The organism is bacterium (assembly GCA_024742285.1).
Taxonomy (GTDB): domain Bacteria; phylum Myxococcota_A; class UBA9160; order UBA9160; family UBA4427; genus UBA4427.
Genome location: JANSYR010000004.1, coordinates 328570 through 354163 on the forward strand (window position 1 = coordinate 328570; position 25594 = coordinate 354163).

The 25594-nt window shown below is 67.3% G+C and carries 31 protein-coding genes and 1 tRNA gene; 15 read left to right on the forward strand and 17 right to left on the reverse strand.

Annotated elements, in window-relative coordinates; all coding sequences use genetic code 11:
* Nucleotide 1: 1 nt before the first annotated feature.
* The 8 genes from NXI30_10350 to NXI30_10385 form a co-directional block, all read right to left on the reverse strand.
* Entirely contained in the window at nt 2–949 is a 948-nt protein-coding gene (locus NXI30_10350) for a hypothetical protein (protein ID MCR9094605.1), read from the reverse strand.
* 46 nt (nt 950–995) lie between these two features.
* Nucleotides 996–1391, reverse strand: coding sequence for a DUF4345 domain-containing protein (locus NXI30_10355; protein ID MCR9094606.1), 396 nt, complete (start codon nt 1389–1391; stop codon nt 996–998).
* Nucleotides 1392–1411: 20 nt separating this feature from the next.
* Nucleotides 1412–1693, reverse strand: a complete 282-nt coding sequence (locus tag NXI30_10360) for a hypothetical protein (protein MCR9094607.1) — start codon at nt 1691–1693, stop codon at nt 1412–1414.
* Nucleotides 1694–1756: 63 nt separating this feature from the next.
* Complete coding sequence (locus NXI30_10365; protein ID MCR9094608.1) at nt 1757–1891, reverse strand: hypothetical protein; 135 nt, start codon at nt 1889–1891, stop codon at nt 1757–1759.
* A 149-nt stretch (nt 1892–2040) separates the two neighbouring features.
* A complete protein-coding gene (locus tag NXI30_10370; GenBank protein ID MCR9094609.1) occupies nt 2041–2481 on the reverse strand; it encodes a DUF1801 domain-containing protein in 441 nt (146 codons plus the stop codon).
* A gap of 5 nt (nt 2482–2486) precedes the next feature.
* Nucleotides 2487–2759 carry a pyridoxamine 5'-phosphate oxidase family protein gene (locus NXI30_10375; GenBank protein MCR9094610.1) on the reverse strand — a complete coding sequence of 91 codons (273 nt, stop codon included), beginning with the start codon at nt 2757–2759 and terminating at the stop codon, nt 2487–2489.
* Complete coding sequence (locus NXI30_10380) at nt 2747–3436, reverse strand: metal-dependent hydrolase (protein ID MCR9094611.1); 690 nt, start codon at nt 3434–3436, stop codon at nt 2747–2749. The genes NXI30_10375 and NXI30_10380 overlap by 13 nt, the downstream gene beginning before the upstream one ends.
* Nucleotides 3437–3485: 49 nt before the next feature.
* Nucleotides 3486–4175 carry a Crp/Fnr family transcriptional regulator gene (locus NXI30_10385; protein MCR9094612.1) on the reverse strand — a complete coding sequence of 230 codons (690 nt, stop codon included), beginning with the start codon at nt 4173–4175 and terminating at the stop codon, nt 3486–3488.
* 106 nt (nt 4176–4281) lie between these two features.
* On the opposite strand from NXI30_10385, the gene NXI30_10390 reads away from it, so the two are divergent.
* Entirely contained in the window at nt 4282–5046 is a 765-nt protein-coding gene (locus NXI30_10390; GenBank protein MCR9094613.1) for a class II aldolase/adducin family protein, read from the forward strand.
* 58 nt (nt 5047–5104) lie between these two features.
* Here NXI30_10390 and NXI30_10395 read toward each other — a convergent pair whose 3' ends face one another.
* The 6 genes from NXI30_10395 to NXI30_10420 all read right to left on the reverse strand — a co-directional run bounded on the left by NXI30_10395 (nt 5105) and on the right by NXI30_10420 (nt 8224).
* Nucleotides 5105–5593, reverse strand: a complete 489-nt coding sequence (locus NXI30_10395) for a GFA family protein (GenBank protein ID MCR9094614.1) — start codon at nt 5591–5593, stop codon at nt 5105–5107.
* A gap of 55 nt (nt 5594–5648) precedes the next feature.
* Entirely contained in the window at nt 5649–6113 is a 465-nt protein-coding gene (locus tag NXI30_10400) for a hypothetical protein (protein ID MCR9094615.1), read from the reverse strand.
* The gene (locus NXI30_10405) at nt 6110–6577 is read right to left on the reverse strand and encodes a hypothetical protein (GenBank protein ID MCR9094616.1); all 468 of its coding nucleotides are present in this window, start codon (nt 6575–6577) and stop codon (nt 6110–6112) included. The genes NXI30_10400 and NXI30_10405 overlap by 4 nt, the downstream gene beginning before the upstream one ends.
* A 5-nt stretch (nt 6578–6582) precedes the next feature.
* Nucleotides 6583–6978, reverse strand: a complete 396-nt coding sequence (locus tag NXI30_10410) for a rhodanese-like domain-containing protein (protein MCR9094617.1) — start codon at nt 6976–6978, stop codon at nt 6583–6585.
* Between the two features lie 114 nt (nt 6979–7092).
* On the reverse strand, nt 7093–7599 hold the full coding sequence (locus NXI30_10415) for a hypothetical protein (protein MCR9094618.1): 507 nt from the start codon (nt 7597–7599) through the stop codon (nt 7093–7095).
* A gap of 34 nt (nt 7600–7633) precedes the next feature.
* The gene (locus NXI30_10420; GenBank protein ID MCR9094619.1) at nt 7634–8224 is read right to left on the reverse strand and encodes a GNAT family N-acetyltransferase; all 591 of its coding nucleotides are present in this window, start codon (nt 8222–8224) and stop codon (nt 7634–7636) included.
* A 273-nt stretch (nt 8225–8497) separates the two neighbouring features.
* Here NXI30_10420 and prfA point away from each other — a divergent pair, with 273 nt between their 5' ends.
* From prfA to NXI30_10485, 13 genes are all read left to right on the forward strand, one after another.
* Complete coding sequence (prfA, locus tag NXI30_10425) at nt 8498–9595, forward strand: peptide chain release factor 1 (GenBank protein MCR9094620.1); 1098 nt, start codon at nt 8498–8500, stop codon at nt 9593–9595.
* The gene (prmC, locus tag NXI30_10430; protein MCR9094621.1) at nt 9592–10506 is read left to right on the forward strand and encodes a peptide chain release factor N(5)-glutamine methyltransferase; all 915 of its coding nucleotides are present in this window, start codon (nt 9592–9594) and stop codon (nt 10504–10506) included. The genes prfA and prmC overlap by 4 nt, the downstream gene beginning before the upstream one ends.
* A gap of 157 nt (nt 10507–10663) precedes the next feature.
* Nucleotides 10664–11998, forward strand: coding sequence for a histidinol dehydrogenase (gene hisD / locus NXI30_10435; GenBank protein MCR9094622.1), 1335 nt, complete (start codon nt 10664–10666; stop codon nt 11996–11998).
* 232 nt (nt 11999–12230) lie between these two features.
* Entirely contained in the window at nt 12231–12848 is a 618-nt protein-coding gene (gene hisB, locus NXI30_10440) for an imidazoleglycerol-phosphate dehydratase HisB (protein ID MCR9094623.1), read from the forward strand.
* A 6-nt stretch (nt 12849–12854) separates the two neighbouring features.
* Nucleotides 12855–13523 (forward strand): imidazole glycerol phosphate synthase subunit HisH, encoded by a 669-nt coding sequence (gene hisH / locus NXI30_10445; protein ID MCR9094624.1) that lies wholly within the window; start codon nt 12855–12857, stop codon nt 13521–13523.
* Complete coding sequence (gene hisA, locus NXI30_10450) at nt 13523–14278, forward strand: 1-(5-phosphoribosyl)-5-[(5-phosphoribosylamino)methylideneamino]imidazole-4-carboxamide isomerase (GenBank protein MCR9094625.1); 756 nt, start codon at nt 13523–13525, stop codon at nt 14276–14278. Before hisH ends, hisA begins: the two co-directional genes overlap by 1 nt.
* A gap of 7 nt (nt 14279–14285) precedes the next feature.
* On the forward strand, nt 14286–15107 hold the full coding sequence (hisF, locus tag NXI30_10455; protein MCR9094626.1) for an imidazole glycerol phosphate synthase subunit HisF: 822 nt from the start codon (nt 14286–14288) through the stop codon (nt 15105–15107).
* Nucleotides 15108–15479: 372 nt separating this feature from the next.
* Nucleotides 15480–15677, forward strand: coding sequence for a 30S ribosomal protein S21 (gene rpsU / locus NXI30_10460; protein MCR9094627.1), 198 nt, complete (start codon nt 15480–15482; stop codon nt 15675–15677).
* A 30-nt stretch (nt 15678–15707) separates the two neighbouring features.
* Complete coding sequence (gene dnaG, locus NXI30_10465; GenBank protein ID MCR9094628.1) at nt 15708–17555, forward strand: DNA primase; 1848 nt, start codon at nt 15708–15710, stop codon at nt 17553–17555.
* 94 nt (nt 17556–17649) lie between these two features.
* Nucleotides 17650–19752 carry an RNA polymerase sigma factor RpoD gene (gene rpoD, locus NXI30_10470; protein ID MCR9094629.1) on the forward strand — a complete coding sequence of 701 codons (2103 nt, stop codon included), beginning with the start codon at nt 17650–17652 and terminating at the stop codon, nt 19750–19752.
* A 144-nt stretch (nt 19753–19896) separates the two neighbouring features.
* On the forward strand, nt 19897–20799 hold the full coding sequence (locus NXI30_10475) for a zf-TFIIB domain-containing protein (GenBank protein MCR9094630.1): 903 nt from the start codon (nt 19897–19899) through the stop codon (nt 20797–20799).
* A 58-nt stretch (nt 20800–20857) separates the two neighbouring features.
* Nucleotides 20858–21967 carry an SPFH domain-containing protein gene (locus tag NXI30_10480; protein ID MCR9094631.1) on the forward strand — a complete coding sequence of 370 codons (1110 nt, stop codon included), beginning with the start codon at nt 20858–20860 and terminating at the stop codon, nt 21965–21967.
* Nucleotides 21968–21970: 3 nt separating this feature from the next.
* Complete coding sequence (locus NXI30_10485) at nt 21971–22444, forward strand: hypothetical protein (protein MCR9094632.1); 474 nt, start codon at nt 21971–21973, stop codon at nt 22442–22444.
* 115 nt (nt 22445–22559) lie between these two features.
* Here NXI30_10485 and NXI30_10490 read toward each other — a convergent pair whose 3' ends face one another.
* Nucleotides 22560–22997 (reverse strand): hypothetical protein, encoded by a 438-nt coding sequence (locus tag NXI30_10490; GenBank protein MCR9094633.1) that lies wholly within the window; start codon nt 22995–22997, stop codon nt 22560–22562.
* 8 nt (nt 22998–23005) lie between these two features.
* Nucleotides 23006–24358: an FAD-dependent oxidoreductase gene (locus tag NXI30_10495; GenBank protein MCR9094634.1), complete on the reverse strand. Its 1353-nt coding sequence runs from the start codon at nt 24356–24358 to the stop codon at nt 23006–23008.
* Nucleotides 24359–24437: 79 nt separating this feature from the next.
* Here NXI30_10495 and NXI30_10500 point away from each other — a divergent pair.
* Nucleotides 24438–24513, forward strand: a tRNA-Ile gene (locus tag NXI30_10500).
* 436 nt (nt 24514–24949) lie between these two features.
* Here NXI30_10500 and NXI30_10505 read toward each other — a convergent pair.
* Nucleotides 24950–25501 carry a DUF2846 domain-containing protein gene (locus NXI30_10505; GenBank protein ID MCR9094635.1) on the reverse strand — a complete coding sequence of 184 codons (552 nt, stop codon included), beginning with the start codon at nt 25499–25501 and terminating at the stop codon, nt 24950–24952.
* Nucleotides 25502–25594 lie beyond the last annotated feature (93 nt).

Below are 25594 nucleotides of genomic sequence, written 5' to 3' on the forward strand. Positions count from 1 at the left end.
ATCAGTGGGCACCGCGGAGCGACCGGATGAAGTCGAAGAAGTGCTCGCGGTTCTTTTCGTAGGGTCCGGGGGCACCGGCGTAGTAGACGAGGATCGGGCCGTTGTTCCCGGCCCAGGAGACCATCTCGCTGTGGATCTTCGCCTCTTCGTCGAAGCGCTTGCGTGAGCTCAGGCCGTCGATCGGGATCGGCACTCGCTCGCTTCCGGTCTCGAAGCCCAGGGCCTTGCGCCAATACGACTCGAATCCCCCGCCGACCTGTCCGGGCCCTACGAACAGGCGGATGGTCGACTGGGAATGGCCGGGCAGTCCGTCGTGGCGGATCGTTCCCGTACCGAGCATGACGAGCTGGGTCCGCGGGCCGTTCTTCGTGTCGAACTCCGCGATCGCGAAGGGCATGAACCAGAAGGGGAAGCGAACGCTCCAGCCGCCCCGCGCGGAGCGAAGCAGGAGCAGGTCGCCCTCGAGCGAAGAGGTGAAGGACTCCGGCAGCGGAACGAGTGCGGGCATCTCGGGAACGTTCTCGAGACCGCTCCGCGCGACGAGTTCGTTGTACACGTGATGGGCGCCGTACACGCCGAGGGGTTCCGCCCAGGAGAAGACCGTCCGCATGAGCAGATCGTCCTCGAGAGGCAGGAGCGGCTTGCCCTCGGTGTGGCGCTGGGCCACGTAGGACGAGAGCAGCGAGTAGAGCGCCTCGCGGACCGATTGGCGCCGCTCGGGATCGAGCTTCGCATGGTTCTCGATCAGCCAGTTGTTGAGTCGGGCGATCTCGGTCGCGATCTGTTCGCTGGTGAAGATCGGATCCGTGAGCGGCGCGGCCGCGTAGCCGTTCTCCAGCCGCTCCGACGCCCCCGCAGCCGACGCGACCCAGATCAGCAGCGCGACGAGCCACGCGGCCGGGCCTCGCGAGCGATCTCTCCTGCGTACGGCGGGCGGCATGGCGACCATGGTGCGGGCGATCCTTTCGGAAGCGTCGGACGAAGGAGCGGGTGGGTCAGGAGGGTTCGGGGGGACCGGCTCGGAGGATGGCGAACGCCGCCGCGGCGACGGCGAGCTCGCCTGCGAGGAAGAGCCACATCCAGACGTTCGGACCGCCTTCGGTGACGATGCCGATCGTCCGGCCGCCTGCCATGCAGAGCATCAGCACGAGAACGCCGCGGAGACCGACGCGGTGGAGCGCCGGATCGCGGGCGAGGGCCGCGAGGAGGAGCCCGACCGCGACCGTCATGCCTCCGTAGGTCGCCCGGAAATCGATCTTCGCCGCCGAGGTCTGCGGCGCCCCTTCGGTGATCGCCGTCGCGACGACTTCGGGCGCGACCACGAAGAGAAGACCGTAGAAGAAGAAGAGGCCGGCGTTCAGCCAGACGAGGATCGGTCCGAAGGAAGGCATGGCGGAAGGTCCTCTCGCGTTCAGCTCTTCTTCGCCCGCTGAGCGAGCATCGTCGCGAGGAAGAGGGTCTCTTCGGGATCCATCCGGCCGACCGGCGAGCTCGAGTAGGTCGAACTCATCACGCGACCCGACTGCGTCAGCAGGAACTCGCTCGGCTGGATGAAGTCCCGCTTCTCCTCCCACCATGCGCCGATGGCGTCGCCGATCTCGCGCGTGACGCCGTGGGCGACGGGGAAGCCGAGGTCGGCGGCGACCGCGGCGGCGTCCTCCTCCGCGTCGACGGTGGCGGCGAAGAGACTCACTCCGATGTCCGAGAACGCGGCACGGCGTTCTTCATATCCGGCGAGGAGCCGGCGGCAGAAGGGTCACCAGTGGCCGCGATAGAAGAGGAGGATCGCGTACGGCGTCTCGATCTGGTCGGGGAGCGTGACGCTGCCGTCGCCGACGAGGGAGAGAGTGATCGACGGGAAGGTCCCACCGAGGTCGAGCTTGTCTGCCATCGGGTGTCTTCTCCATGCGCTGCGGACGGGGAGTCCGGTTGCGTTTCGCGACGATACCCCAGCTCGAAGCGCCCCTCGTTCCCGGCTTCGTATCGTCCGATCCTGGAAGGCCGGCTCGAGACGACGAGCCGGAAGCGGAGCGAATCCGTTCAGCGCCGCCGCTTCCGCTTCTTCTGGAGGTGATAGGTGAGCGCCTCGGCGATGCAGAAGCCGAGCGGCTCACGAGGGAGCGTCCCGGCGATGGGAATCCGGATGGCGCGGTTGCCCTCGAACTCCAGGAGTCCGTCGAACTCTTCCCGGAACCGCTCGATCAGCGACGTCTGGCAATGGACGTAGAGCTGGATCGAGTCCGGGGACGCGTCCTTCCAGTCGATTCGGACGGTCGTTCCGCTCTTCGTCTCCGACGTGACGTAGGCGGGCTCGCTCCACTTGAGCGTCTCTTCGAGGGGCCCCACGCCATCGGTTTCGCGCGCGGTGCGGAAGATCAGCGCCCGGAGTTCGAGGAGGCGTCGACGCGCCTTCGGCGGGTAACCCTCGAAGATCGCCGCGATCTTCTCGTCTTCGAAGGGAGGTTTCGCCGTCTTCGTCATGGTGATCAGACCGGGCGGAGCGAGACGAAGAGACGGACGAAGCCGAATCCCGCGCAGCAGGGGAAGCCGATGACGGCGAGCAGGGTTGCCCGGGGATCCTTCGCGATTCGGGCCCTCTTCGCCGAAGTGACGCTCGTGAACATGCGGACGACGTCGGCGGTCCCGTCGAAGCAGACGGGGACCGTCACGGGCGAGCCGTCCTCGCGAAGCGGACTGAGCATCCCCAGGCGGGGTCGAGAGAGAAACTGCGTACGTTCTTCCTCGGTCATCGCGGCCATCGGTCGACTCCGTGCGTCGATTCGCCAGTCGAACGATCTCGCCCTCGCGACGGCCTGTCAATCGTTCCGGAGGAGCCTCGACGACGACCGCGGGCCGGGCCGCGTGTGCCGCCGAGGGCGTCGCGGCCGTCATGAACGGTCGGTGCCCTTCTCCAGTCGTCTCGCACCGCCCTGGCGAGGAGCGCGAGGACGAGGGTGGGTGGGCCGATCCAGAACGCCTCGTTCGCGAGGATCGTGAGGCCGCGTCCCTGGAAGAATGCCGAGACCGAGAGCGGCGAGGTCATGATCGGTCGGAACGGCGCGAAGAAGCGTGTTTCGTCGAAGGGAAGCAGGAGGCCGATTCCGAGGCCTGCGTCGGTGAACAGATCGAGGAGTCCGTGGGAGAGGACGGCGGCGCCCGTCAGGACTCCGGCGAGGGCGGATCGTTTCGCGCCCCATCGCCGCCAGATCGGCACCGAAGTGGCCCCGACGAAGACTGCGAAGAAGATCGAGTGGGTGAAGCCGCGGTGGCCGAGGGGCTCGTGATAGGCCACGCCCAGCGTGTGGAAGACCACGTCGAGATCCGGTGCGGCCGCGAGCACGGCGAGCGTCGACACGAACAGGCGGGGGCGCGCCGCAGTGGGCAGGGCCGTCGCCAGGGTCGCGCCGACGGCAGCATGGGCGAAGGCGCTCGGCACGCAGTTCTCCTCGATTCGAGAGACGACCGGAGGCGATCGACCGCGAAGGCTAGTCGTTCGAGTCGAGCATCGACGAGAGTCCCTCGCGGTCGCGCAGCGTGATCCGACCGTAGGCGACCTCGATCCAGCCCTCGCGCTCGAAGCGCTTCAGGTGGCGACCGACGGCCTCGCGGGTCGCCCCGACCATCGCCGCGAGATCTTCCTGCGGCAGATGCACGTCGATCAGAGTCCCGCCGTCCTCTGCGGGTTCCCCGTGATCGCCCGCCAGCTCGAGGAGCCGCTTGGCGAGGCGTGTCGGCAGATCGAGCAGGACCGCGTCTTCGAGGAGCCCGAAGAGCATCCGTACGCGGTGGCTCATCAGCTCGGCGAAGGGCGGCCAGAACTCCGGATGCGCGCGCAGCAGCGCCTCGACTTCGCGGGAGTCGACGGAGAAGAGCTCGGTCTCTCCGATCGCGACGTTGTCGTGCGTACGAGGCAGGCCGTCGAAGAGGGAGAGCTCCCCGAACCATTCTCCAGGGCCGAGAACCGTGAGCACGAACTCGCGGCCGTCCGCGCCGTGGCCGAGGACCTGGACGCGGCCTGCGGCGACGCCGAAGAGCCCGTGTCCCGGATCGCCGCGGCGGAAGATCACGTCCCCGTCCGCGAAGCGCCGGCGAACGGCCCGGGCCTCGAGCGCGGTCGTGATCGCCTCGGGGAGCGTGCGTAGAAAGTCCTTGTGAATCAGGAGCTTGTCGGCCATCGAGACGTCCAGGGAGATTCTTCGGGAGACTGCGATCCGGATCGCAGTGTGCCGGATCGACGCGGCGTAGGCTGCCTCCATCGACCCCCGAACGAGGAGACCTGCGATGTCCGCCGCCGAAAACCTGACCGAGCCCCGAATCGACTGCTCGCCCGAGGAGTGGGCCGTCCGCGTCGACCTGGCCGCCGCCTATCGGCTGGTGGCCCTGCACGGCTGGGATGATCTGATCTTCACCCACCTGTCCGCGCGCGTGCCCGGGACGGACCACTTCCTGATCAATCCCTACGGCCTTCTCTTCGAGGAGATCCAGGCTTCGAGTCTCGTGAAGATCGACGTCGAGGGAAACAAGATCGACGACTCACCGTATCCGGTGAACCCGGCCGGCTTCACGATCCACAGCGCCGTCCACATGTCGCGCGAGGACGCCCACTGCGTCGTCCATCTCCATACGGTCCAGGGTCAGGGCGTCTCGGCCCAGCCGCAGGGCCTTCTTCCGATCACCCAGACCGCGCTCCAGATCCACGCCGACGTCGCCTATCACGACTTCGAGGGGATCGCCGAGGATCTCGACGAGCGTGAGCGGATCGTTCGGGACCTGGGTGACAAGAACGCGCTGATCCTCCGCAATCACGGCACGTTGACCGTCGGCGAGACCGTCGCCGACGCCTGGCTTCGCATGTACATGCTCGAGCGCGCCTGCGAGGCCCAGATCGCGGCGCAGGCCGGGGGGACGCCGCTCGAGGCGCCGGCGGAGGCGGCGGAGAAGACCGCGGCGATCGTGAAGCTCGGACTGCCGACGATCGGGCGGGAGCTCGCCTGGCCGGCGCTGCTGCGACGCGTGGATCGGGAGAACCCGGGCTACGAGGCCTGAGGGCCGACGCCCCGCGAAGCGCCGACCGACTCGGTCCGGATCGTGGAGTCATCGCTGCTCATCGCGCGAGCCCCAGTCGTTCGTGCCACGCTGCGATCGACTCCTCCGGATAGCCGCCATGCTGCCGGTCCTGCGGGTCGGCGTGCACCTCGACCCAGGGTGCCTTCGAGTCGATCATGAGGTGGGTGCGTTCGGGCGGAATCGGAAGCGGGGTGTCGATCGCGCTCGCCAGGGGATGGATGAGCTTCGGCCAGCGGGGGTCCCAGAGCCAGAGATGCGTCCCGCACTCGCCACAGAAGTGGCGTCGCGCGGGACTCTGCGAAGGCGCATTCTCGCCCTCGCTCTGAATCATCGCCTGGTAGACCCGGACGTGCTCCTCGCCTTCCACAGCGAGGGTCTCGAACTCGCCGCCCAGATTGATGGCGAAGCCCCCGCCGCCCGTCGTCTTCCGGCAGATGCCGCAGTAGCAGACGTTGAACGGGTAGGGGTGGGGCGATTCGAGGTGGAAGCGGATGGCCCCGCAGTGGCAGGAACCTTCGAGATGCATCCTGGGCGCTCCTCCCTTTATCAGTCGATCGCGAACCTCTCCGCGGGGTCGAAGCTCACCCGGGTCCGTCGTCGCCGATCAGTCGATCGACCTCCGCCGCGAAGCCGGGGTCGAACTCGCCCCGGCTCGTCTCCCAGAACGCGCGGCCGCCGGGCAGGCCGAGCATCCGGGTCAGGATGTGCTTCTGCGCCGTCCAGGACTCGCGTCCGCCGAGCTGGGACTGCGCCCACGCGTTCCAGAGGGCCCAGAGCGCATTGGTCAGGATGAGGCGAAGCCGTTCGCGCTCGATCTCGTCGAGGCTGTCCGGGTCTCGGAGGCCGCGGTAGTAGAGCTCGGTCACCACGGGATCCGAGGCCATCAGGGAGCGGATTTCGTTGCCGACCTGCGTCGTCGAGTCGATGCTCGTCACGCCGAGCGCGCGCGTGTTCTGGCGGAGCTGGCTGGCGAGATAGAGGAGCGTGATGATCACGCCGAGCGCGCCGATGATCTCGCCGATCGCGCCGATGGCTTCCCAGTTCATCCGGTCGACTCCGTGCTTGCGACGGAAATCACGTCGCGTTCCATGAAGGCGACGAACTCCGAATCGAACCACGCCTTCTTGTCATCCCAGTGATCGCGGAGGCCGATCGTCCTCCACTGCCAGCGGTAGCCGTCGACGGGCAGGCTGTCCGTCGGGTAGATCCCGTCCTGGACGCGCAGGTACTCCCAGTTCCAACGGAAGAGCAGGGAAACGGCGTGCGCTTCATGCTGCCGGAAGCGAACCTCCTCGTCGGTCAGGTCGACACCGTAGACCGTGCGTACGAAATCCGCGTTCTCCGCGATCTCGTCGAAATAGCGGATCTGGTTCTGGAGCATGTGGTACTGGGCCTGCTCTCGCGTGACGATGTTGCTCTGCCGTACCTGGACCGCGAGATAGGCGAGGGTGACCAGGGTTGCGATCGCGGCGACGAACTCGCCGATGTTGCCGAGCTGCTCGAGGGTCACGCGGCTCAGTTCGCTCCGTCGACCGGGAGACCGGCGCTCATCCAGGCGGAGAGCCCTCCCTCGATGTGGAGGACGCCGTCGATCCCGAGCGCCAGGAGCGCGGCTTCGCCCTTGCGCGCGCGTGGCCCGACCATGCAGTAGAGCGCGACCCCGTTGGGCGCGTCGAGCGCGGCGATCTTCTCGGGCTCTTCCCAGGAGATGTTCACCGCGCCCGGGATGTGTCCCCGCGCGAACTCTTCGGGGGACCGCACGTCGACGACGATCGGTGCGTCTCCGGCCGTGCGGCGCGCACTCAGCTCGCTCGGGGAGATGCTCGGCGCGAGTCCGGGCTCGCCTGATTGTGCGCCTGCGGTGGACGCAACGACAAGGGCGAAGGCGAATGCCAGAAAGAGAAGTCGCATGTCGATCTCCGATGGGGTCGGCGAGATCGCATCAAGATAGCCGTCCCGGCGGATCGATGAGCCCTCCACGGTGAAGACACCGCCGCTTTCGACGAAGCGCGAGGGGGACGCGTGTCATGCTGAATCGCCTGCCGACGGCAGCGTCTCCAACCAGGTGGTCGAGTCTTCTGCGACCACCTGCTCGAGCGCCCGAACGAAGTCCGCCTCGTAGAACCCGCAGATCGCCTTCCACGCCTGCCGACCCCCCTCGCTCCGCAGGACGAGGGCGACGCCCAGGACGTAGGTGTCCACCCAGTCCATGCCGGGAATGCCTCGCTTGCGCGCGAGCCAGCCGTCTTCGGTCTGGTTGATCCAGGTGAAGAGCCAGAGCATCCAGGTGACGCGCTCGGTCTCGGCCAGCGCGAAAAAATCGCGCTGGCCGCGCACGTGCAGGTCGGCGAGCTCCGGGTTCCGGGTCAGCTGGTGGAACGCCTCGTTGTTATGCCGCTTGATGTCGCGCGTCATCTGGCGGGACAGCTCGGTCCGCGCGCCGCGGACCTGGAAGATCAGGATGACCAGGGTCACGACGACGGCGATCGAGCCGACGAATTCGCCCAGCGAGCCCAGCTCTGCGATCGACAATTCCGTTCTCCCCAGAGTTCGATCTTCGTCCCGTCTATCGCGCCGGTCGCCACATCGGTGTGACCAGTGGCCCCGCACCGACCCGGATCTCGCCCATGCGTTCGAAGCCATGACGCTCGTAGAGCGAGATGTTGCGCGGATTCGACGACTCCAGGTAGCACGGCAGTCCGTCGGCATCGGCGCGCTCCGTCGCGTGGCGCATCAACGCCGCGCCGATCCCCCGGCCCTGCGCGTTCGGCTCGACGCCGATCAACGGCAGGTACCAGTGGTCCTCTTCGGGATGCCAGCGGTCCATCTGCTCGAAGGTCTCGAGGAGCGCGTCGAGGTGCTCGGCCTGCGCGGTCTCGCGGAAGGCCTGCTCGAGGGCCTCGCCGTCCGGGTGGACGCCCGGCGCCATCCAGAGGCCGGCGCCGTGGAAGGCGTCCGCGACGTCGGTCGTCCCCTCGGCAACGCTCGCGCCGCCGAAGGCCTCCGCCGCGCGCGGCATGCCTTCCAGGTACTGATGCGGCGAGGGCCACGCGAAACGGCAGAGCGGGTCGGCGATGAAGGCGGCCACGATGCAGGCGACCGTCTCGCTCGTCTCCGACGGGCGAGCGCTGCGGATCTGCGGATCGATCGTGGTCATGGTCGGTCTCCCGGTGGGCCACCGGGCGTGCCCGATGAGATCCGTCCCGACGGTATCCCAGCCGAGGCTCCGTGATTCACGCCCGTTCGGGTCATGCCTCACCGTCCGTCCTTGCACCCTCCCCGCCCCCCGATTAATCTCCGCCGCGCCCGCCCTGCCCCGGAACCCCCCGGAATCGCAGCAGGAATTGCGGGTTCGCGCCCGGAGCTCCCGCGCCCTGAAGCGCCCCGTTCCACTCCGCGGCCCGCCCCACGCCCGACTCCGAGAGCCACCGTGCCCGATTTCCTCGAAAGAATCGCCGAAGCCGAAGCGCGTTCGCGCGATCTCGAGAACCAGCTCTCGGATCCGGACGTCGGCAAGCAGCCCGGTGCGATCGAGAAGATCGGGAAGCGGCTCGGGGCGCTGCGTCCGCTCCTCGAGACCGGCGGGAAGTACAAGGCGGCGGTCGCGGAGCTCGACGACGCGAAGGCGATGCTCGAGGACGACGATCCGGAGATGCAGGAGCTCGCGCGCGACGACGTCGAGCGTCTCGAAGCGCTCGTCCCCGAGCTCGAGACCGAGCTGCGGATCCTGCTCACGCCGAAGGATCCGAACGACGAGAAGAACGCGATCTTCGAGATCCGCGCCGGGACCGGCGGCGACGAGGCGGCCCTCTTCGCGGCGGATCTCTTCCGCATGTACACACGGTACGCCGAGGGACTCGGCTGGAAGATCGACACGATGTCGTCGTCCGAGACCGATGGCGGCGGCTTCAAGGAGATCATCGCCTCGATCTCCGGAACCGACGTATTCAGCCGCTTCAAGTACGAAAAGGGCGTCCATCGCGTCCAGCGCGTCCCCGCGACCGAGAGCCAGGGACGCATCCACACGTCGACGGTGACCGTCGCCGTGATGCCGGAAGCGGAAGAGGTCGATGTCGAGATCAAGAACGAGGACCTCCGGATCGACGTGATGCGCGCGGGCGGTCCCGGCGGCCAGAGCGTCAACACGACGGACTCCGCCGTACGGATCACGCACATCCCGACCGGCCTCGTCGTCCAGTGCCAGGACGAGAAGTCGCAGCACAAGAACAAGGCGAAGGCGATGACCGTCCTTCGTTCGCGCCTCTACGAAGCCGAGCAGGAGCGCCTCGCGGCGGAGCGCTCGAGCGAGCGACGCTCGCAGGTCGGAACGGGGGAACGTTCCGAGAAGATCCGGACCTACAACTTCCCGCAGTCCCGAGTGACCGACCATCGCGCCGGTGTCACCCTCCACAAGCTCGACGCCGTCATGGCGGGCGAGATGGAAGAGCTGCTGAACGCGGTCCACTCGAACATCGCCGCGGCGAAGGAGGGCGAGGTCTCGCCCGGTGGCGACGAGGCCGCTTCGTGAGCGCCGCCGGCGCCAGTGGCAAGGACAAGACCTGGACCGTTCTCGAGCTGCTCACCTGGACCACCGACTACTTCAAGCGGTCCGGGATCGAGAGTGCGCGGCTCGACGCGGAGGTCCTGCTCGCCCACGCCCTCGAGACCGAGCGGCTGCGCCTCTACATCGACTACGAGAAGCCGGTCCTGCAAGAGGAGCGGGACGCGTACCGGGCGCTCGTCCAGCGGCGGGCCCAGGATCGGATCCCGGTGTCCCAGCTGCTCGGGGAGCGCGAGTTCTGGTCCCTGGCCTTCAAGGTCACGGGCGACGTCCTGACACCCCGGCCGGAGACCGAGACCCTCGTCGAGTGGGCCCTCTCGAAGGCGAACGGGGCTTCGCAAGAAGCGGCGCAACTTCCTGAAAAGGAAGGAACCCTGCGGATCCTGGATATCGGGACCGGGTCGGGTGCGATTGCCCTCGCTTTGGCGTCGGAGCTTCCCCACGCCGAGCTGGTCGCGAGCGACTTGTCCCCCGCGGCGCTTCAGATTGCAGCGGAAAATGCCGACGAGTTGCGTACGGGAGAGAGGATCCGCTTCGTGGAAGGCGACCTCTTCGAGCCGGTGGCAAAGGAGCATTTCGACCTGATCGTTTCGAACCCGCCCTACGTGGCGCGCGCGGACGAGGGGTCGCTTCCTCCGGAGCTTTCACATGAACCCGAGATGGCGCTCTTCGCAGGGTCGGACGGGCTGGATGTGATCCGGCGATTGGTGGCGGAAGCAGGCGATCATCTCTCCCCGGGTGGCTGGCTCGGAATCGAGCTCTCCCCCGAACAGGCAGACGAAGTCGAAGGGCTGTTGAAAGAAGCAGGATTCACGGACGTGGAACGGCGATTCGACCTGGCGAGCAGACCCCGGGTCGTGGGAGCCCGCTGGCCGTAGACGAAGGATCGACGAGACAATCGCCGGCATCGACCGGCCCGAACCAACGCGATCCGCGGGAGCGGACGCCGTCGCGAAACGGGGCATCGAAGGAGAATCAGGCTCGCCCCGCCGCGACAGGAGGTAGGCAGACATGGCCGCCAAAGCGACGAAATTGATGCGCGTCTTCAAGAGTGACGACGCGAAGTTCGCAGACGACTGGAAGTCGGTCTGCGATCGGCGAGTGGACTCCGTGCTCGACGTGGAAGAGGACGTGGCGAAGATCATCGCCGCCGTCCGCGACAAGGGCGACGACGCGCTCCTCGGCTTCGTGAAGAAGTTCGACGGCGCCGCCCTCGACGACCTCGAAGTCACGCCGGAAGAGTGGGAACAGGGCTGCGACCAGGTCGACAGCGCGGATCGCGCGGCGATCGGCAAGGCCGCGATGCGCGTCCGGGAGTTCCACCGCAAGCGGATCCCCTCCTCCTGGGAGATGCGCGAGGAAGGCGGCGGGTACATGGGACAGCGCGTGCGTCCCCTCGCTCGCGTCGGTCTCTACGTTCCGGGCGGCAAGGCGCTCTATCCGTCTTCCGTCGTGATGAACGCGATTCCGGCCTCGGTCGTCGAGGTGCCCGAGATCGTGATGGTCACGCCGCCTCGCGAAGACGGCTCGATCACGCCGGAGGTCCTGATGGCGGCGAAGGTCGCGGGCGTCCACCGCGTCTTCAAGATGGGTGGGGCGCACGCCGTCGCTGCCCTCGCCTACGGAACCGACTCCGTTCCGCGCGTCGACAAGATCACCGGCCCCGGCTCCGTCTGGGTCGCGACCGCCAAGAAGCAGGTCTTCGGGCAGGTCGGAATCGACAGCGAAGCCGGCCCGACCGAGGTCTGCATCGTCGCGGACAAGAGCGCGACGCCCGCGTGGCTCGCCGCGGATCTCCTCTCGCAGGCCGAGCACGACGAGCTCGCCCAGGCCGTGCTGATCACCCACGTGAAGGGTCTGATCACGCGCGTCCAGGAGCAGCTCACGCGGCAGCTCAAGGATCTCGACCGCGCCGACATCGCCAAGAAGTCGATCAAGGCACGGGGCGCGATCATCCAGACCAAGAATCTCGAGGAGTCGATCCGGCTCTCCGAGGAGTACGCGTCCGAGCACCTCGTCCTCGCCGTCGAGGATCCGGAAAAGATCTCGAAGGAGATCGAGAACGCCGGCGCGATCTTCCTGGGCCACTACACGCCGGTCGCCGTCGGCGACTACATGGCGGGCCCGAACCACGTGCTCCCCACAGGGGGCACGGCGCGCTTCTTCTCTCCGCTCTCGGTGGAGGACTTCCTCAAGCGCACGAGCTTCATGAAGTTCGAGCCGCCCAAGCTCCGGGAGCTCGGCGCGGACATCGTCCGCCTCGCCAACGTCGAGGGCCTGACGGGTCACGGCGCGTCGGTCGAGCTCCGGCTGGCCAAGATCCGCCGTGCACGACGTGAGCGGGAGGCCGCACGGGACCTCGAGCTCTGATTCGCGCCTTCAGCGAGTCGATCTCGAAGCCGGCGGCGTCCCCAGAGGGCGCCGCCGCTTTCGTTTCCGCCGCCGCACGCGGCGGCTCTGCGAGAATCCGAAAAAGCCTGTAAGATCCCGACGTTCCGGGCCTTCCCGCCCCCGGGCGCCCGCCCGAACGACCCGGAACTCGAGCACGCCCCGTCACCATCCCCCGTCAGGGGGGCCTCCCCCCGCCCCTGGAGCCATCCCCATGTCTTCGACTGCGCAGGACGCGGCCGGCGCGCGCCGTGTCGCGACGATCGCCCGCAAGACCAAGGAGACCGACATCCGGATCCGGATCGATCTGGACGGCACCGGTCAGTACGACATCTCGACGGGGATTCCCTTCTTCGACCACATGCTCGAGAGCTTCGGTCGCCACGCCCTCTTCGACCTCGAGGTCCAGGCCAAGGGCGACATCGAGGTCGACCTCCACCACACCGTGGAGGACGTCGGCATCTCCCTCGGCCAGGCCTTCCGCGAAGCGCTCGGTTCCGCGACGGGGATCAAGCGATTCGGATCCTGTCTGCTTCCGATGGCCGAAGCGAAGGTCGAGGTCGCGGTCGACGTCTCGAACCGTCCCTATCTCGTCTACCAGCTCGAGATGGACAACCCGATGATCGCGAGCTTCGACGGGACGCTGACCGAAGATTTCATGTACGCCTTCAGCCAGAGCGCCGGTCTCGATCTCCACATCGAGAAGCGGTACGGCAAGAGCCCCCACCACGTCGTCGAGGCGGCGTTCAAGGGCGTGGCCCGCGCGCTCCGCGAGGCGGTCGCGATCGATCCGCGCGAGACGGGACTGCCGACGGTGAAGGGGGCGCTCTAGCTTTCGATGGCCGCGAACAAGCCCCCCAGAATCGCCCTCGTCGACTACGGCGCAGGGAATATCCGTTCCGTCGCGAAGGCTCTCGAGCGAAGTGACCTCGAGCCGGTCGTGACGAGCGATCCCGCGGTCGTGCGCGGAGCGGACGGTGTCCTGCTTCCGGGGGTCGGCGCATTCCGGGATGCGGTGATGGCGCTCGAAGCCGCGGGTCTCACCGATGCGATCAAGGAAGTGACGAGCGGCGGGCGTCCCTATCTCGGGATCTGCTTCGGCCTCCAGCTCCTCTTCGAAGAGGGCACCGAACACGGGATCACCCCCGGCCTCGGTCAGCTCGCCGGTCGCGTGACGCGCTTTCCCGAGAAGGACGAGGACGGTCGACCGCTCGTCGTCCCGCACATCGGTTGGAACGAAGTGATCTATTCCAGGGGCCGCGGCGCTTCCGGCGACCACCCGATGGTGCAGGCGCTGCCCGAGCGCGACGTCTACTACTTCGTCCATTCGTACCGTCCCGAGCCGACCGACGAATCGATCATCGTCGGTCGCGCGGAATACGGCGGGACGTTCACGGCCGCGGTCGCCAAGGGGAACGTGTTCGCAATTCAGTTCCACCCGGAGAAGAGCCAGTCCGCAGGCAAGCGTCTCCTCGATGCCTATCGCGCATGGCTGGACCAGAGCTGATGGCAGGTTTCGAACTCATCCCGGCGATCGACCTGCTGGAGGGCTCTGCCGTTCGCCTCGCCCAGGGCGACTACGACCAGGCGACCGTCTACGACGCGGATCCCGCGAACGTCGCGAAGCGCTTCCACGCAGCCGGAATCAAGCGTCTCCACGTGGTCGACCTGGAAGGGGCGAAGGCCGGACGCCCGATGGCCGAGGAGCCGGTCCGTCGCATTCTCGCGGAGGTCGGCGACGTCCCCGTCCAGCTCGGTGGCGGCCTTCGAGACATGGCCGGGATCGAGACCGCGCTCTCCTGGGGACTCGATCGCGTGATCCTCGGAACCGTCGCGCTCCGCGATCCCGAGCTCGTGCGGAAGGCGGCCGCGGCACACCCCGAGAAGATCGTCGTCGGGATCGATGCACGGGATGGCAGGGTGGCGGTCGAGGGTTGGCTCGAAGCGAGCGAGACGACCGCCATCGAGCTCGGCAGGCGTTTCGAAGACGCCGGCGTCGCCGCGATCGTCTACACCGACATCGCCCGCGACGGCATGTTGACCGGACCGAACATCCCGCAGACCGCCGCCCTCGCGGAGGCGCTCACGATTCCCGTGATCGTCTCGGGCGGCGTCGCGACGGTGCAGGACATCGTCGACTCCGCCGCCGAGCGTTCGAAGGGCATCTGCGGCGTGATCGCCGGTCGTGCGATCTATACCGGTGCCGTCGATCTCGACGAGGCGCTCGCGGCGGTGGCCGCGCTCGAAGAAGGAGGCGCCTGAGCGAGCCATGAGCGAGCGCGCCGGACACGGACTCAGGAAGCGCATCATCCCCTGCCTCGACGTCGACCAGGGTCGCGTCGTGAAGGGCGTGAAGTACGTGGACCACGTGGACGCCGGCGACCCCGTCGAAGTCGCGAAGCGGTACGACGAGCAGGAAGCGGACGAGATCACCTTCCTCGACATCACCGCGAGCCACGAGGAGCGGAACATCCTGCTCGACGTCGTGGCGAGGACCGCGGAGAGCGTGTTCATGCCGCTCTGCGTGGGCGGCGGCGTGCGCTCGCTCCAGGACATCCGTGATCTGCTGAACGCGGGCGCGGACAAGGTCTCGATCATGACCGCGGCGATCAAGAATCCGGATCTGGTCGACGACGCCGCGGCCAAGATCGGCAGCGCGAATCTGGTGGTCGCGATCGATGCCAAGCAGGTCTCCGGCGAGGGCGAGACGCCGCGTTGGGAGGTGTTCACCCATGGCGGTCGGAACGAGACCGGAATCGACGCGGTCGAGTGGGCGGCACAGGTGGCGGAGCGCGGCGCCGGCGAGATCCTCCTGACCAGCATGGATCGCGACGGGACCAAGAGCGGCTACGACCTGGCGATGCTCCGGGCCGTCGCGGATCGGATCACGATCCCCGTGATCGCGAGCGGTGGCGGTGGCAGCGCGGCGGATCTGGCGACCGCCCTGGACGACGGGCCGGAGGGCGGCCACTGCCAGGCGGCGCTCGCGGCCTCGATCTTCCACTTCAAGGAGACGACGGTCGGCGAGGTCAAGGCGGAGCTCCTCGCCGCGGGCATCCCGGTGCGACCCCCTGCGGGGGAACCGGGCTGACACGCCCCGTCCCCTTCGGGGCAAATTGAGCCGTCTGAACCCCTCTGCTAGGGTCTGCGCCTTTCGCGCCCACGACCACCTCGGGGTGGGAATGGCCCAGCGATCGCGGGTGACCGGGATCTCCGGGCGCGAGAAACAGACGATCATCCGGCCGTACCTCCGCGAGGGGCGGCCGATCAGGAACACGGAACGACAAGAGCGCCGTAGAGGCAGCCGAAGGGCGGCCAGGAGGCAACGAACACGCGAGCGTGGCGCGGCGAACGGATTCGCCTGCCACGAAGAGGACCCCCGGGTTACTCACACGAGTCCGCGCGAGAGCGCGTCGGACGAACGCGTGTTGGTTGGTTCCCTTCGACGGCGAGGGAGAAGAACATGCCGGTGATCAAGATCAAGGAAAGCGAATCCTTCGAAGGCGCCATGAAGCGCTTCAAGAAGTCCTGCGAGAAGGCGGGCATCCTGACGGAGCTGCGGCGGCGCGAGTACTACGACAAGCCGAGCATCCGGAAGAAGAAGAAGGAAGCGGCGGCGCGCAAGCGCGCGCTCAAGAAGATGCGGCGCAGCATGAACTGACATGCTCGCTTCGGGGGCGAGAGGACGGATTTGATCCCGGAATCGACCATCCAGGAAATCCGAGACAGGGCGGACATCGTCTCCCTCATCTCTCGCTACGTCGAGCTGAAGCAGGCGGGTCCGAACTGGAAGGGACTCTGCCCCTTCCACAACGAGAAGACCCCGAGCTTCAACGTCAACGCAGACCGCCAGATCTTCCACTGCTTCGGCTGTGGCAAGGGCGGCAACGTCATCAGCTTCCTGATGGAGCACGAGGGGCTGACCTTCCCCGAGGCCGCTCGGAATCTCGCCAGCGAACTCGGGGTCGAGATCGAGGAAGAGCGCGGCGCCGGCCGCGACGTCGGCCTCTCGGCGCAAATCTTCAAGGCGAACGAGCTCGCCCAGGCCCTCTACCGTGAGGCGCTGCGTACGCCCGAAGGCAAGATCGCGCGCGCCTATCTGGTCTCCCGCGGCTTCGACGGCAAGACCGCCGACGAGTTCGGGATCGGGTTCGCACCCGCACGCTGGGACGCGGTCGCCGTGCGCCTGCGCGAGGCGCGCGTCGACGGCGATGCTGCCGTCCAGGGCGGCCTGCTCTCCGAGCGCAAGTCGGGCCAGGGCTACTACGACCGGATCCGAGGCCGTCTCACCTTCCCGATCGAGGACGTGCGCGGGCGTGTGATCGGCTTCGGAGGTCGTGCGCTCGAGGCCGACCAGGAGCCCAAGTACTGGAACACGCCGGAGTCGCCGGTGTTCCGGAAGCGCCAGGCGCTCTACGGCTACCCGGCTGCGCTCGAACCGATCCGCCGGGCCAAGCGCGTGATTCTCTGTGAGGGGTACTTCGACCGGATCGCCTTCGCTCGCGCCGGGTTGGGCGAAGCGCTCGCGACGTGCGGGACCGCGCTCACCTCGGAACACGGCTCGCAGCTCCTCCGGCGGACCAAGGAGGTGGTGCTGGTCTTCGACGGCGACGCGGCCGGACAAGCGGCCACCGAGAAGGCCCTGGCCGTCCTGCTTCCCCATGGGTTGCGAGTTCGGGCCGCACTCATCCCAGGTGGCGCCGATCCCGACGACTACCTGAACGAGTTCGGCGCGGACGCGTTGAAGAAGCTCGTGGACGAGGCCCCGGACGCGCTCGAACTCTCGATCCGCAACGCGCTGCGTCAAGGAGTTGCGACTCCCGACCAGAAGGCCGACGTGGTTGCCCACGTGGCACCTCTGATCGCGCGGGTCTCGGACGCCGTATCGCGTGACGAGTACGTCAGGCGCCTCGCGATGGCCGTGGACGCTTCGATCCCAGCGGTCGGCGCGATCGTTCGTGACGCAGCGCGTGGTTCGAAGGATGCCCCGCAGGTCGACGCCGAAGCGTTAGGTCTTGCGCGTGCGCGCCGCGATCAGCCCGAAGAGCGACAGCTCAGGGCACTCGCGCGACTCTGTCTGGAACGTCCCGACCTGATCAGCGATGAAACGGCACTCACTCTCCAGGAGATCCTGCCCGTCGGGGCATGGAAGTCGATCATCCTGCAGATCCTGGAGGCAGCGGAAGAGGGCCTGTTAGTAACGGGTGATCAGAAGGGCGTGGACCCGGTCGCCATCGAATCCCGCATGGACGCTGAGGCACAGCGTCGCCTGCGGGAAATTTCGGTCGATGACACACCCTTCGACGAAGATGCAAGCGCTGAGCAGGTGTTCGACGACGTCGTCGGATGGTTCGAGCGCCGCCGACTCGACGCGCGTCAGCGAGACTTGAATCAAAGAATGCGCGACCCGAATGCGGATCAGGATGCACTCCTAGCTGAGAAGCAGAAGCAGCTTCAGGAGCGGCGGGCCCGAATGGGCGTCGGGAGCACGACCCGGACCGACGCTTCACAGCCTACTCACGAAAGTGGCAGTGCATAGGCAATGTAGTGAAGGACGATTCTGAACACGCTGGGGAGGCGGCGGAACTTCGGAATCGGAAGTAAGATTTGTGAGCCTACGGAGGACCCCCCCAATGGCCTCGAATGCGCCCAATACGGAGTCTGTCGCCGACCGCGCGCAGTCTTCCGATCTCGATGGGGATGCCACGATCGCATCGCTCACCGACGCGAACGCGATCGAGTCTGGCGCTGCGCCGCGACGCAAGCGCAAGTCACGTGCCGTGAGCGCGAAGGCCGGGTCCGCCAAATCGAAGTCGACCTCGGCATCTGCCAGGACTTCCTCTCCGGCGGAAAAGAAGTCGACGACTGCGCCGAAGAAGAAGTCGCCGACGCGCGCGCGCAAGAAGACGGCCGACGCCAAGACCACGACCAGTCGGAAGCCCTCGCGCAAGAAAACGGCCGACGCAGCGACCGCGAAGGTCGAAGAAGAACGCGGCCCGCTCGATCGTGAAGCGCTCCTCGAGTTCGATGCCGTGCGCCGATTGATCGAAGTCGGCGAAGAGAAGGGCGAGGTCAACCGCGACGATCTCGCGACCGCATTCGAAGACGGCGCGCTCGGGCGCGACGATCTCGATGGTGTCCTGTCCGTGCTGCGCGAAAACGACATTCCGCTCGCGCGTACCGTCGCTCCGACGGAAGAAGAGCGACCGAAGCGCAAGCCGAAGAAGAAGGCGACGAGCGCCAGTGACGACGCTGGGAGCGCCGATCCGGTTCGCGTCTATCTCCGCGAGATGGGGCAGGTCTCCCTGCTCACGCGGGAAGGCGAAGTCGAGATCGCCCAGCGGATCGAGCAGGCGGTGGACGCCCACCTCACCGCGCTGATCTCGAACCCCTACTGCCTGCGGCGGATGATCGAGCTCGGCGCGCAGGTCCAGTCCGGCGACCTCGATCTCAAGAAGGTCGTCGACGGGCTCGACGACGAGGACGCGCCGCCGGTCGACGTCACGCGCAAGAAGTTCCTCCAGGCGATCGGCGGCCTCGAGAAGATCGAACACGGCGTCGTCGAGCGTCGGCGCGAGCTGGACCGAACCGCGATGACCAAGGACGACCGGCTCGCATGCGAGGCGGAGGTTGCGGCGCTCTTCGAAGACGCGGCGAAGGCTCTTCGCACCCATCGGGTCAGTCGCGAGCGCTACAACGAGCTCGATCGCTGCCTGCGGGAGATGCACGAGAGCCACCGGCTGCTCGACGAGCGTGCGGGACAGATCGCCAAGGCCTTCGAAATGTCCGCGGACGAGTTCGCGGTCATGGCCGAGCAGTCGAAGAAGCGAAGCGCCGGCGGCAAGCAGGCCTTCGAACGACTGGGTGGTGATCGCGACGTGATCGACGAAGGCGTCCATCAGCTCGCGAATGTCGAAGTCTTTCGGCTGCGGCTCGAGGAGGACTCGGGTCTTCGCCGGGACGAGCTCGACGCGATCCTCGTCCAGGTCGATGCGACGGCGGCGAGCGCTCAGGAGGCGAAGAGCGAGCTGATCGAGGCCAACCTCCGGCTCGTCGTCTCGATCGCCAAGAAATACAACAACCGCGGCCTGCAGTTCCTGGACCTGATCCAGGAGGGCAACATCGGCCTGATGAAGGCCGTCGACAAGTTCGAGTGGCGCCGCGGATACAAGTTCTCGACCTACGCGACGTGGTGGATCCGCCAGGCGATCACCCGGGCGATCGCCGATCAGGCGCGCACGATCCGAATCCCGGTCCACATGATCGAGACGATTCACAAGCTGGTCCGCGCGACTCGCCAGCTCGTGCAGGTGCTCGGGCGTGAGCCCCAGCCCGAGGAGCTCTCGGAAACCCTCGAACTCCCGCTCGAGAAGGTCCGGATGGTCCTCCGGATCGCGAACGATCCGATCAGTCTCGAGACGCCGGTCGGCGAGGAGGACGACGGTCGCCTGTCGGACTTCATCGAAGACCCGAACGCCGTCAATCCCCAGGACGCCGTCATCCAGTCGAGCCTCGCGGAACACACTCGCGAGCTTCTCTCGACCCTGGCGCCCCGCGAAGCCCGCGTGCTCCGCATGCGCTTCGGGATCGGCGAGAAGACGAACAGGACGCTCGAAGAAGTCGGCCAGGACTTCGACGTGACGCGAGAGCGCATTCGCCAGATCGAGGCGAAGGCGCTCCGCAAGCTGCGCCACCCGAGCCGCAGCCGTGCCTTGAAGGGGTACCTGGAGAGCTGATCGCGAGACCTTCGCGATCGGCTTCGATCCACCCGCCTGCGGCGCGCGCGCTTCCTTCCATCGAACTGCGCACGCGCTTCCCGTCGCCCGCGCATCCGTACGTCGTTCTTCAAGCGTCTCTTTCGTAGGTCCGATACGACGCGCGTGAAGCTCGTCGCCTGCCCCGATTGCCACGCCCAGTACGACGTCTCGTCGATGGTGCCCGACAGCGACTTCGATTGTCGTTGTGGAACGGCCCTCGTCGCGACGCCGCCCGTCGGCGTCGACGCACCGGTCCAGCGGTGCAGTTCCTGTGGTGCGGTCGCGATCGAGGGCGCCGACTTCTGCGCGTACTGCGGGTCGGGCATCGTCCCCGTCGATCACGTTGGAAGTCTGATCTGTCCCGAGTGCATGGCGCGCAACGTCGACGACGCGCGCTTCTGCCTCGCCTGCGGCGTGGCCTTCGCGCCTTCGACACACGAGAGTCAGGTCTCGGAGCTCCAGTGTCCGTGCTGCGAGACCTTGATGTTCGTCCGCGAAGTCGCCGGTCTGCTCGTCCAGGAATGCGCCAAGTGTCGCGGCTTGTGGGCCGAGACCGACGTATTCGAGTCTCTCGTACAGCGTGCGACGACCGCCGCGATCGAACGAAACGCGCAGGGTGGAGGAGACGGACCGCGACTCGAGGGTGGCAATCCGTTCGAAGGCGTCGATCCGTTCAATGCGAGAATCGACTACCGCCGGTGCCCTTCCTGCGACTCGATGATGGCTCGCCGGAACTACCAGAAGAGATCGGGCGTGATCGTCGACCAGTGCCGAACCCACGGTACCTGGCTGGACGCCGACGAGCTCGAGCGGATCGCGGGCTTCATCCTCTCGGGCCGAGCCGCCGATGCTGCGCGGATCGAAGTGCAGCTCAAGGAAGAGGAGCGACGCCGCGCCGCCCGGAGCGCGATGCACGTCGCGAGCCAGGTGCGGGTCGAGGCCGGCGAGTCGCTCTTCTCGACGAACCGAAGCGACAAGAGCACCGCGGAGTCGGTGCTCGGCTTCCTGATCTCGCTGCTCGACTGAACTCTCTTCGCACCCGGTTCGCCGGGACGTGGCCAAACGACCGAGAGGTGAAACCGACATGGGACTGATCGACAAACTCCGCGCAGAGCTCATCGACATCGTCGAGTGGATCGACGATTCGCAACACACGCTCGTCTGGCGTTTTCCGCGGTACCGCAACCAGATCAAGTACGGCGCGCAGCTGATCGTGCGGCCCGGCCAATCCGCGGTCTTCGTCCATCAGGGTCAGATCGCCGACGTCTTCGGTCCCGGGCACTATCGCCTCGAAACGAAGAATCTCCCGGTCCTCTCGACGTTGATGGGATGGATGCACGGCTTCGACTCGCCCTTCAAGGCCGAGGTCTACTTCGTCAGCACGCGCCAGCTGACCGACCTCAAGTGGGGCACGTCGAACCCGGTCCCGCTTCGCGACGCCGACTTCGGACCGGTTCGCGTCCGTGCGTTCGGAACCTACACCCTGCGCGCGATCGATCCCGGACGGCTCCTGTCCGAGCTCGTCGGTACCGATGGCGTCTATGAGGCCGAGGAGATCGCGGCCCTGCTGCGCTCGATCATATCGATGGCCTTCGCCGACGTCGTCGCGAGCTCGGGGATCAGTGTTCTCGATCTCGCCCAGAACTACAGCGAGCTGTCGGAGACGCTCCGCCAGGCGGTGGTCGAGCGGATCGACGACGAGTACGGCCTCGAGCTCCCCCAGCTCTACATCGTGAACGTCTCCGTCCCCGCCGAGGTCGAACGGGCCCTCGACGCGCGGGCGAGCATGGCGGCGATCGGCAACCTCGGCGCCTATCAGGCCTACCAGATGGGCAACGCGATGCCCGAAGCCGCGGCGAATCCGGCGGGCGGGCTTGCCGGTGCCGGCGTCGGGCTCGGCATGGGGCTCGCGATGACGAACTCGATGCAGGGGATGATGGGCGGCGGCAGCCCGCAGGGCGCGCCTCCGCAGGCGCCTCCGCCCGTGCCGACCGTGACCTGGCACGTGGCCGAGAACGGCGACGCACTCGGTCCCTTCACGCCCGCGCAGATGGCGCAGGCGATCGCCGGCGGCCGAGTGACGACGACCTCGCTCGTCTGGTGTGCCGGGATGGACGGCTGGCTGCCGGCAGGCGAAGTCGAGGCCTTGATGGGCCAGTTCGCGCCGCAGCCGCCGCCGATTCCGGAGGGCTGATCGATGATCCGTTCGAAGCGCCTCGGTCTCGAGCTCTATCCGGGCACCGTCTTCATCTATCGCAGCCGCCGTCGCGGTCTGTTCGGTTTCGGCAAGAACAGCTACGCGATCGGCGAAGTGCTGGCCGTCGACGAGCCCCACGGCATCGTCCACGTTCGCACGCTCAAGAGCAACGCGCAGACGGGCCCCAAGGTCGACATCAACCACATCCCGGTGCTCTTCCGCCAGCTCGTCCGCGACCTCGTCGAGGTCGTCGGCAAGGCTTCTCCGGACATCGAGACCTGGGCTTCGATCAACGAATTCCGCCGCCGTCACGCCGCCGGCGAGGTCGGCGCATTCGCCGGCCGCCTCTGGAAGGCCGAAGCCCTCGCCCGCAAGGCGCTCCCCCCCGAGCAGGAACGCACCCCGATCCAGCACACCTTCGTCAAACGCCGCGACGGCAACGGCCCCCTCTCGGTCGTCGAGGTGTCCGTCTAGGGGGAGGCGGGCGAGCCTTCGAGGCGCAGCGGGCAAGCTCCAGACTCGCCGAGCGCCCGCAGCCGCCCGCGCTCCGACCGATCTCCAAACTCGCCGAGCGCCCGCAGGCGACGGTTCAGTCGAAGACCCGCGAGCTCACGACCTCGCCGTTGCGGAACTGCACGACGCGTTCGAGGTTGCGCTTAGAGCCGCTACCGACGCCCAGGCCGACGCCGCCGAAGCCACCACCGCTTCCGCCGCCTCCACCGAGGCCGACGGAGAGTCCGGGGCTGGAGCTGACCCAGGTCCAGGTGATCGTCTCGCCGCCCTCGTCGATTCCCGTGGACGTCTCGTCCGGCTCACCGAGGGCCAACCGGACCTGATCCTCGGTCATGCCGAGGGCGACCTCGCCGGCGCGCACCTTCGCCTGAACGTCCGCGGGCCAGGTGTCGAAGAGCGCCTGCTCGTCGGCGATCCGGGACTCCGGCGTCGAGGCGCAGCCGAGGACGAGGACGACGACGGAGATCGCCGCGAGAACGCCGCGAAACGACGCGCGGGCCAGGACCGGCTTCATGGTTTCTCTCAGCAAGGTTCGCCGACCTTCTTCATCCAGGAGCCGTAGTCGCTGAAGCCGACCTTCTCGTGGAGCTTGGCGACGCGCTCGAGCAAGGCCTGGGATACGTCTTCCGACGGGGGCGTCGCGTCACCGAGTGCGTCGAGGACGTTGCCCGCGGTCTCGGAGGCCCCGGTCGCGACCAGGGCGCCGATCGCCGCATCGCGATCACGCTCGCCGACGCCGAGGTAGGCTTCGATCGCCGCCTCGCTCACCGCGGAGGCGTGCTTGCGGGAGGCGACGATGTTGCCCTTGCCCGTCACGACGTTGCCGACGGAGAACACCGTCGGATAGCCCTCGAGTCGGCCGAGGTCCCAGTCCTGGAAGTCGAAGAGCTCGCCGTTCATCTCGATTCCCGGGATCGCTTCGGGGATCGAACCGATCGAGCTGATGACGGCGGGGCCGCGAACTTCGTAGGTCTCGTCCTGCTTCACGACGCGACCGTTCTCGATCTTCGTGCGTCGGAACACGACCCCGACGAGCGACCCGTCTTCGACGATCAGACCATCCGGTGCGGAGAGGGGTTCGATGTCGAAGAGGTACTTGCTCGTGCTCTTGCCGACCATGCGGACGCGGCCGGCTTCGACCTTCTTGAGCCGGGCCTCGTCGGCGCCTTCGGGCGCGCTCATGACGGGCATGTCTTCGATCCGACGCCGGTAGTAGATCGTGGGCGGCGTGATCCCGAGCTCGTCCCAGGTCAGGCCGTGCTTCTCGAGGATCTTCGGGATGCCCTTGATCTCCAGCTCTTCGACGTCGGTCTCGATCCCGCGCTCGGCGAGGACCTCGACGGTTCGCTGGAGCGTGTGGATCTTCGCGACGTCGATCGAAGCGAGGCCACCGCCCAGGATGATCGCTCCGTCATGCAGCTCGTACTCGGCCTCGGGCATGTCGCCACGCTCGGCGTGGTTGAACGCGATCACGAAGGGGTTCTGGTAGACGAGGCCCTTCCCGACGTACTCGTCCGCGCCGTCGACGGGAACGGGTCGATCCCGCCACGCACCGTTCGCGAGGACGACCGCGGAGAAGCCCCAGTCCTCGACCAGCTCCTTGAAGTCGACGTCGCGGCCGATCTTCGTGTTCGGCACGAAGGTCACGCCCTGCTTCTGGAGCTTCTCGTCGATGACGCCGTATTCCTTGTTCCGCAGCGCCACGTGCCAGCGCGGGAGACCGTCCTCGATCTTCCCGTACGGCCGCGCGTTCTGCTCGAACACGAAGACCTGCACGCCCTTGTCCGCGAGACGACTCGCGACCTCGGCGCCAGCGGTCGCGCCGCCGATGACTGCCACGAAATGTCCGGTTCCATCGATTTGATCGGGTGCCATGGCGCCGATGTTCGCAGCCTTCCGGTGGACCGACAATCCCGCCCGGCCCGGCACCCGAACGCGGTAGACTCCCACCCGAGGGCCTGTAGCTCAGTGGTCAGAGCAATCGGCTCATAACCGAATGGTCCCTGGTTCAAGTCCAGGCGGGCCCACCATTCTCCTCCGCGTCATCGCCCGGTGTCGCGTCTCGGAAGCGCGGCAACCCACGCCGTACTGGCGCGATCCCCCAAGCGTCGATGAAGCCATCGCGCGAAGCGCCGCCGTCCGGGAAACCACGGCGCCGCCCAACGAGCACACCCGCCACGATCAGCTGCCTGCGCAAGGCCACGAAAGAAGAACCCCGGTGCCTTTCGGGCACCGGGGTTCTGGGACTAGCCAGTGTGCGTCCTGTCTAGGTCCCGCACGGTCACTCAAGGGAGAATGGGACTTCTTTGGGTTGCGGCCGGTAGAAGCCCCTCGCTCGATCCTATCACGACGGCCCGAAACCACAACGATTCCGGGCAAATGTCAGGGTTGTTGCGGATTCGGCTCTGGGCTGTTCTTCTGCGCTCAGGGCTGTCCTTCCCGAGCTCACGGCTGTCGTCCCCTCGCTCACGGCTGTCCACCCGAGGACGGCTCGGGAGAGGGCACGAGCCGGGTCGTGCCGGCGAGCTCGGCGAGGGCCTCCGAAGCGCCCATCGGCTGGAGATAGACGTTCTCGCTGACGGCGCCGCTGGTTCGCCCCGCGATCTCGAGTGCCCGCCCGGCCGGCTGGGACCGCTCGGTCAGGCGGACCGTGATCTTCAGATAGGCCGTCTCGCCCGGGCCGACGTGGAGCGCGAGGTCGTTCCACCCCCAGGCGACGAACGCGACGCTTCGGACGCCGGCTTCGATCTCGTGCAGACCGGGGGGCAGGTCGACCCGCTCGTACTCGCCGTGGCGGAGCACGCCGAGCGGCCGGCCGTCGACGCGCAGTCGGACCGGGGAGACCGAAGCCCGGGGATCGAGGCGGTAGACGTAGATCCGAGCCCGTTCCGGGGAGGGGGAAGGCGCATCGGCGAAGGGCGGGCCCATCGGACGGGTCGAACAGGCAACGAGAATCGCTCCCAACACTCCGGCCGAGAGCACGAGGACCGCGCGCCCCCTTCGTCGTCGATTCGTCATCGCGCCTTCCTCTGCACATCTTTCGCGCTCCCGGAATCTAGCTCGCGTGTCTCGCCCCCCGTGGGCGCCGCGAACGCTCGGTCCTGCGAATCG